Annotated in this window: 4 protein-coding genes; all 4 read left to right on the top strand. The window is 65.2% G+C overall.

Going from position 1 to position 5,815, the window contains the following annotated elements; all coding sequences use genetic code 11:
• Nucleotides 1-689: HpcH/HpaI aldolase/citrate lyase family protein (locus ACFWF3_RS21580; RefSeq protein ID WP_379315028.1), on the top strand; the 689-nt coding region annotated here is incomplete at its 5' end.
• A 252-nt stretch (nucleotides 690-941) separates the two neighbouring features.
• Entirely contained in the window at nucleotides 942-3,677 is a 2,736-nt protein-coding gene (locus ACFWF3_RS21575; RefSeq protein WP_379315027.1) for an ATP-binding cassette domain-containing protein, read from the top strand.
• Nucleotides 3,674-4,390: an ABC transporter ATP-binding protein gene (locus ACFWF3_RS21570; RefSeq protein ID WP_379315026.1), complete on the top strand. Its 717-nt coding sequence runs from the start codon at nucleotides 3,674-3,676 to the stop codon at nucleotides 4,388-4,390. Before ACFWF3_RS21575 ends, ACFWF3_RS21570 begins: the two co-directional genes overlap by 4 nt.
• Nucleotides 4,391-4,456: 66 nt before the next feature.
• On the top strand, nucleotides 4,457-5,704 hold the full coding sequence (locus ACFWF3_RS21565) for an ABC transporter substrate-binding protein (RefSeq protein WP_379315025.1): 1,248 nt from the start codon (nucleotides 4,457-4,459) through the stop codon (nucleotides 5,702-5,704).
• Nucleotides 5,705-5,815: the final 111 nt, after the last annotated feature.

The raw sequence follows: 5,815 nt of genomic DNA, 5'->3' as shown, positions 1-5,815 counted from the left end.
GGCTGTGGGTTCGGGTCAATCCACTCGACGGGCCACACACGCTGGCGGATCTGGCCGCGATCGTGCCCGCGCGACCGGGCGGAATCATGCTGCCCAAATCCCGTGGCGGCCAGGACGTGCGGACACTGGACCACTATCTGTCCGCGTTGGAGGTCGCCGCCGATGCCGAACCCGGCCGGATCGAGGTGATCGCGCTGGCCCCGGAATCCGCCGAAGCCGTCTTCACCACCGGAACCTATCGGGACGCACCGAGGTTGGCCGCCCTCAGCTGGGGTGTGGAAGACCTGGCCGCGTCGCTGGGGGCCGGTACGCATCGCGGCCCCGATGGCGGCTACGGCTTCACCTACGAGTTGGCGCGAAGTCTCTGTCTGGTCGGCGCGGCGAGCGCCGGAGTGGCCGCCATCGACACCATCCACGGCGACTACCGCGATCTCGACGGTGTGCGAGCTCGTGCGGAAAAGGCTCGTCGTGAGGGCTTTCGCGGGATGTTGGCCATTCATCCGGATCAGGTGGACATCATCAACGCGGCGTTCGCGCCCAGCGTCGAGGAACTGGCTGCTGCCCAGGAGATCGTGGATTTGTTCGCCGCCGATCCCGAAACCGGAGCGATCGGCTACCGAGGTGGGCTACTGGATCGACCGCACCTGGCCAGAGCGCAGGCGCTCCTCGCTACTCGCAGGCAGGCCTGATCCTCGAGCTCGGCTGGGAATCCGATGGTCGAGACGGTGTGGGCGGAAGATTCCTATTGCCATTACAGTATGTATTACCGTAGCGTGTCTCGCGTCACATGGTTGACCTGACGACCTGGCCGACAGGCAGGGGCGCCAGCTGTGTTGGAACAATTCGGGCCTGCGAGTGCTGCCGCCCGAATCGCGAGTGAGGCGCTCAATGCTTTCTGTCACGGCCACAGGGGATTTCGAGCTCGTCGAGGGGCTCGGAGCATGAGTCAGCATCTTCAGTTCCTGATCCTCGGGATCGGTAGCGGCGGCGTGTTCGGTGCCCTCGCGATCGCGTTGGTCCTGATCTACCGCAGCTCCGGCGTCCTCAATTTCGCCACCGGCGCGATCGCGCTCAACTGTGCCTATATCTATGCCTTCTTGCGGCGCGGCGAATTCTTGATCCTGGTCCCCGGCCTGCCCAAATCGGTGGGTATCGGGGGTGATCCGGGCTTCGCGGTGTCGGCGCTGGTAGCGGTCCTGCTGTCGGCGATGTTCGGCCTTCTGCTCTACATCGTCGTGTTTCGTCCCCTGCGCAAGGCTCCGCCGATCGCCCGCGCCGTCGCCTCGATCGCGTTGATGATCGTCTTGGTGGCGATAGCGACCAAACAGGTCGGTACCAACACCATCGGGGTCAAGGCGATCTTCCCGGTCGGCATCTGGAGCCTCGGGGGTATTCGGATCCCGCAGGATCGGGTGTACTTCGGGATCGCCATCGTGGTGATCGCTCTGGTCCTGGCCGCTCTCTACCGATTCACGAGATTCGGCTTGCTCACCCGTGCCACCGCGGAGAGTGAGCAAGGCGCCTACGTGAGCGGTCTGTCGCCCGATCGCTGCGCGGCCTACAACTGGATGATCGGCTGCGCGGTGGCTGGATCGGCGGGCATTCTCATCTGCCCGATCGTGCCGCTCACCCCGACGGGTTATTCGTTGTTCATCGTTCCGGCGCTGGCCGCGGCCATCATCGGGCGGTTTTCCTCGATCGTCGCCGCTGTCCTGGCGGGCCTGGCGATCGGCATGCTCCAGTCGGAAGCCACCTACCTCTCGCGGGTATACGAGTGGCTACCCTCCAGCGGTTTGGTCGAGCTGGTTCCACTGCTCGTGCTGCTCGTCGTGCTGGTCGCGCGGGCCAGGCCGTTGCCATCACGCGGCGCGGTCATCGTCGCCGAGTTGGGCAACGCGCCCTACCCTCGCCGGTTGTGGTCCAGCGCCGGGGTGGGCGTGGTGGTGGTCGGCCTGGCGCTGGTATTCGCCGGAAACGACCTGCGCATCGCGCTGATCACCTCTGTCATCCTGGCCGTCATCGGTCTGTCCCAGGTGGTGGTCACCGGATACGCGGGTCAGGTGTCCCTCGCTCAACTCGCCCTCGCCGGCGCCGCCGCGTACATACTGGGACCGATTGCCGAGAACTGGGGCATACCGTTCCCGTTCGCTCCGTTGCTCGCGGCGCTCGTGGCGACCGTCCTCGGTGTGGTCGTGGGACTACCCGCGCTGCGGATTCGCGGGCTCACTGTCGCTGTGGTCACCCTGGCGCTGGCCTATGCGATCGAAGCACTGTGGTTCCGCAATCTGGATTTCGTCGGTTCGGGCGGAATCAACATTCCGGACCCGACCGTATTCGGGTACAGCCTCGGAATCGGGCGCGGCGAGAACTATCCCAGAGTGGAATTCGGGCTGTTCTGTCTGATGGTGCTGACTGTGGTCGGACTCGGGGTCGGGTACCTGCGGCGAAGCCGACTCGGTACACGGATGCTGGCGGTTCGGGCAAATGAGCGTTCGGCCGCCGCCTCGGGTGTCGATGTGGTGCGGACGAAGTTGTCCGCGTTCGCGATCGGCGCGTTCATCGCGGGACTCGGCGGCAGTCTGCTCGCCTATCAGCAGACGAACGTGTCGTTCCAATCGTTCACCGCGCTGGCCGGTGTGACTTTGTTCGCGACCGTCTACCTCGCGGGTGTCACGTCGATTTCCGGAGGTGTGCTCAGTGGCGTAATCGGCGCCGGCGGTGTGGCTTTTCTGCTGCTGGAGCAGATCAGTGACCAGGCGGGCAGCTGGTATCAGGTGATCGTGGGTATCGGGCTGCTGCAGACCGTGCTGACGAATCCGGAGGGAATTGTCGCCCCTGTCCAGCGGGCCTTCGCCCGTACCGGTCCGACGTCGTCTGGCCGTACGGGGTCGCTGGCCGGCACCGGGGTCGCCGCGCCGAAGCCGACCGCGGTGCCAGGAGGCGACCCGCTGCTCGGACTCCACAACGTGACGGTCCGCTACGGAGGTGTCGTCGCTGTCGACAACGTGACATTCGAGGTGCCCGACGGCGCGATAGTCGGTCTCATCGGTCCGAACGGTGCGGGAAAGACCACCTTGATCGACGCGATCAGCGGGTCGGTGCGTGCCGAGGGCGCTATCGCCATCGGCAGCGAGTCGCTCGGAAACAAGAAGACGCACGAGCGCATTCACGCGGGTCTCGGCCGGACGTTCCAAGCGATCGAACTCTACGAGGACCTGAGTGTTCGTGAGAACGTCGTGGTCGGACTGTCGGGCCGAGGCACGGCGCGGGCAGCCTTCGACGAGGCGGAGTTCGACGAGCTCTTCGACTTGCTCGGGCTGGCGCACGCTCGCGAGACGCCCGCGGGTGAGCTGTCGCAGGGACAACGCCAGTTGGTCTCGATCGCGCGCGCGATGGCGGGCAAGCCGCGAGTCCTGCTGCTCGATGAGCCGGCCGCCGGCCTCGATACCACCGAGAGTCACTGGCTCGGTGAACGATTGCTCGCCATTCGAGACAGCGGGGTGACCATCGTGTTGGTCGAGCACGATATGAGTCTGGTGCTGCGGATCTGTGACCACGTTCAGGTGCTGGACTTCGGGCGGATCCTCGCCTCGGGTACGCCCGAGCAGATCCGAAACGATCGCACAGTCGCCGAGGCCTATCTCGGCAGCATGTTCGCCGAGGAGATCACCGAATGACTCTCCGACTGCACAACGTGACCGCCGGGTACGGCAAACTTCCGATCGTTCGTGAGCTCGACCTCGAGGTCGCGTCCGGATCGGTGACGGCCGTCCTGGGACCGAACGGCGCGGGAAAGACGACCCTGATGTCGACGCTGGCCGGTCTGCTGCCCGCCCTCGCGGGCGAGGTGACGGTGGCCGGGCGGCGTCTACCGAATGGCAAGCCCGCCAAGGCGAATCGCGCGGGTGTGGTTCTCGTCCCGGACAATCGCGCGCTGTTCAACAGCTTGACCGTCTCCGAGAATCTGGAAATCGCCCGCGTGCGCAATGGACCGTCCCTGGACGAGATCCTCGCGCTGCTACCCGCACTGCGACCGCGGTGGAAGGTCGCGGCGGGTGCTCTCTCGGGCGGCGAACAGCAGATGCTGGCGGTGGGGCGGGCGCTGGTTCAGAATCCGGCAGTGCTGCTCATCGATGAGATGAGCATGGGACTGGCTCCGGTCGTCGTGGAGACGCTACTTCCGGCCGTGCGACATATCGCCGATACCACCGGTGCCGCGGTCGTTCTCGTCGAACAACACGTCCGGCTCGCGCTCGAGATCGCCGACGAAGCCATCGTTCTCGTTCACGGGGAAGTGACTCTCCGGGGTAGCGCAACCGAGCTGAAGGCATTCCCGGAGCGTCTGCGAGCCGCGTATCTCGGAGGCGAGACCGGCACCGCCGCAGGTTGATGCGTGCCCGTTCCAGCGGGGTGAACGGCAAGTTCGCCCCATTCGATTCAACACCAGGAGACAAGCATGTCCTTTTCCCTACGGAAGCGGTGGGCTGCCCTGCCGTATGTCGCGCTCGCAGTGGCGTTGTCGGCCTCCGGCTGTTCGAGCGGCGACGGCGGTTCGTCGGCTCCAGTCGACAGATCGGTGCTCGGCCAGGAGAACAAGGCAACGGGTGCGCCGATCAAGCTCGGGTTCGTCACCACCGGACCCCGAGCGCCTGTCCACACCGAGGAACTCGAAGTAGCGAAAGCGACCGTCGCCTACGTCAATACCCATCTCGGTGGGATCAACGGCCGTCCGATCGAGCTCATCACGTGCGAGGACGAGATCCAGGTGAGCCTGGCTCGAAATTGCGCGAACAAGTTCGTGCAGTCCGACGCTGTCGCCGTGGTCACCGGTGACTACGGCAATTCCGACACCATCGCCACGATTACCTCGCCCTCCGCCATGCCCTATTTCGCACTCGCCGGCGGCGGGCAAGCGATGGTGCTGCCGAACACCTATGTGATGGGCAACCCGCTGAACGGGCTCATCGGCGTACCGGCGGCGTACGCGAAACAGAACGGCTACAAGAAGATCGCGGTCCTGACCGTTGATTCGCCCGTCGCGGTGGAGCCGCTCACCAAGCTCGGTCCCCTCGCGTTCGGAAATGCCGGTGCGCAGGCCGACGTGGTCGCGATCCCACTCGGCACCGCCGATATGACGCCGCAGATCCAGGCCGCACTCGAGAAGAAGCCGGATATGTTCCACCTGCTCGGCGATGTCTCGTTCTGCGCGGCGGCGATCAAGGCCATGCGGACGCTGAACGCGACCCAGCCGGTGATGACGGTCAACCAATGCGTCGGCGACTCCGAGATCGCGTCGCAGATCCCCGGCGGCTACCAGGATTTGCTTGTCGTCGCCAATAGTGTCGTCGACCCTGCCTCGAAAGAAACGAAGCTCTTCGAAGCGGTGGTCGACGGATCAGGTGCCGAGATGCCGGACACGGCCGCAGCGCCCTATATGGCGATCCTGGGGCTCCGGTCCGCATTGGACGGGATGGCGGGCGAGATCACTCGCGCGACGGTCGCGGCCCGTCTCGGTTCGATGGCAGAACCCGAACCGCTCCCTCTCACCCCCGCATCGACGTTCCAATGCGGAACCAAACCGATCTCGTTCGGTCCGAACATCTGCAGTGGCAATGCCCTGCTCGGCAAAGCGGAAGAAGACGGCTCGGTGGTCGATGTGAAGACCATAGATACCACCGCGGTATTCGCGACACCCGGTCGTTAGCGAGAGCCCGTTCTCGCCGCGAGATCAACTTTCGGTCGCGATGACGGCCGCCTCGCGCAATCGCGCGAGGTCGGCCGGCGACAGGTGAATCCGGTCGCGTAAGACCTGTTC

The organism is Nocardia sp. NPDC060220, from assembly GCF_042727815.1.
In the GTDB taxonomy this organism is placed as follows: domain Bacteria; phylum Actinomycetota; class Actinomycetes; order Mycobacteriales; family Mycobacteriaceae; genus Nocardia.
This window is presented reverse-complemented; position numbering and strand designations above follow the sequence as displayed.

Coding starts and splice junctions, on each gene's coding strand:
- ACFWF3_RS21570 (WP_379315026.1), top strand. CDS start 3,674: ATGACTCTCCGACTGCACAACGTGACCGCCGGGTACGGCAAACTTCCG.
- ACFWF3_RS21575 (WP_379315027.1), top strand. CDS start 942: ATGAGTCAGCATCTTCAGTTCCTGATCCTCGGGATCGGTAGCGGCGGC.
- ACFWF3_RS21565 (WP_379315025.1), top strand. CDS start 4,457: ATGTCCTTTTCCCTACGGAAGCGGTGGGCTGCCCTGCCGTATGTCGCG.